Origin of the sequence: Escherichia sp. MOD1-EC6021, assembly GCF_002965245.1 — a bacterium.
In the GTDB taxonomy this organism is placed as follows: domain Bacteria; phylum Pseudomonadota; class Gammaproteobacteria; order Enterobacterales; family Enterobacteriaceae; genus Escherichia; species Escherichia coli_F.
This window is the reverse complement of record NZ_PTRU01000124.1, coordinates 1-435: the sequence shown is the minus strand read 5'-3', so window position 1 is coordinate 435 and position 435 is coordinate 1. Positions and strand designations below refer to the sequence as shown.

Genomic DNA, 435 nt, shown 5'->3' with positions numbered 1-435 from the left:
GACGCGGTGAACAGCCCACAGGCAGCGGGGAACGGGCACCACAGGGGTGCCCTCCCGGTGCCCTCTGTAAGAGAAGGAGTTTGGTATGTCCCGTTTTGTCCTCGGTAACTGCATCGATGTTATGGCCCGTATCCCTGATAACGCCATTGATTTCATCCTCACCGACCCGCCATATCTCGTCGGTTTCCGTGACCGTTCCGGGCGCACCATCGCCGGCGATAAAACCGATGAGTGGCTGCAACCGGCCTGTAATGAAATGTTCCGCGTACTGAAAAAAGACGCGTTAATGGTGAGCTTCTACGGCTGGAACCGCGTCGATCGCTTTATGGCCGCCTGGAAAAATGCGGGATTCAGCGTTGTTGGTCACCTGGTCTTCACCAAAAACTACACATCGAAGGCCGCATATGTGGGCTATCGCCACGAATGCGCCTACAT

1 protein-coding gene is annotated in these 435 nt (G+C 55.9%); it reads left to right on the top strand.

The window, feature by feature from the left end; translation table 11 throughout:
• Window positions 1-85 precede the first annotated feature (85 nt).
• Window positions 86-435 (top strand): DNA methyltransferase (locus tag BEB54_RS28285; protein ID WP_105282350.1); only part of this gene is annotated, 350 nt, incomplete at its 3' end.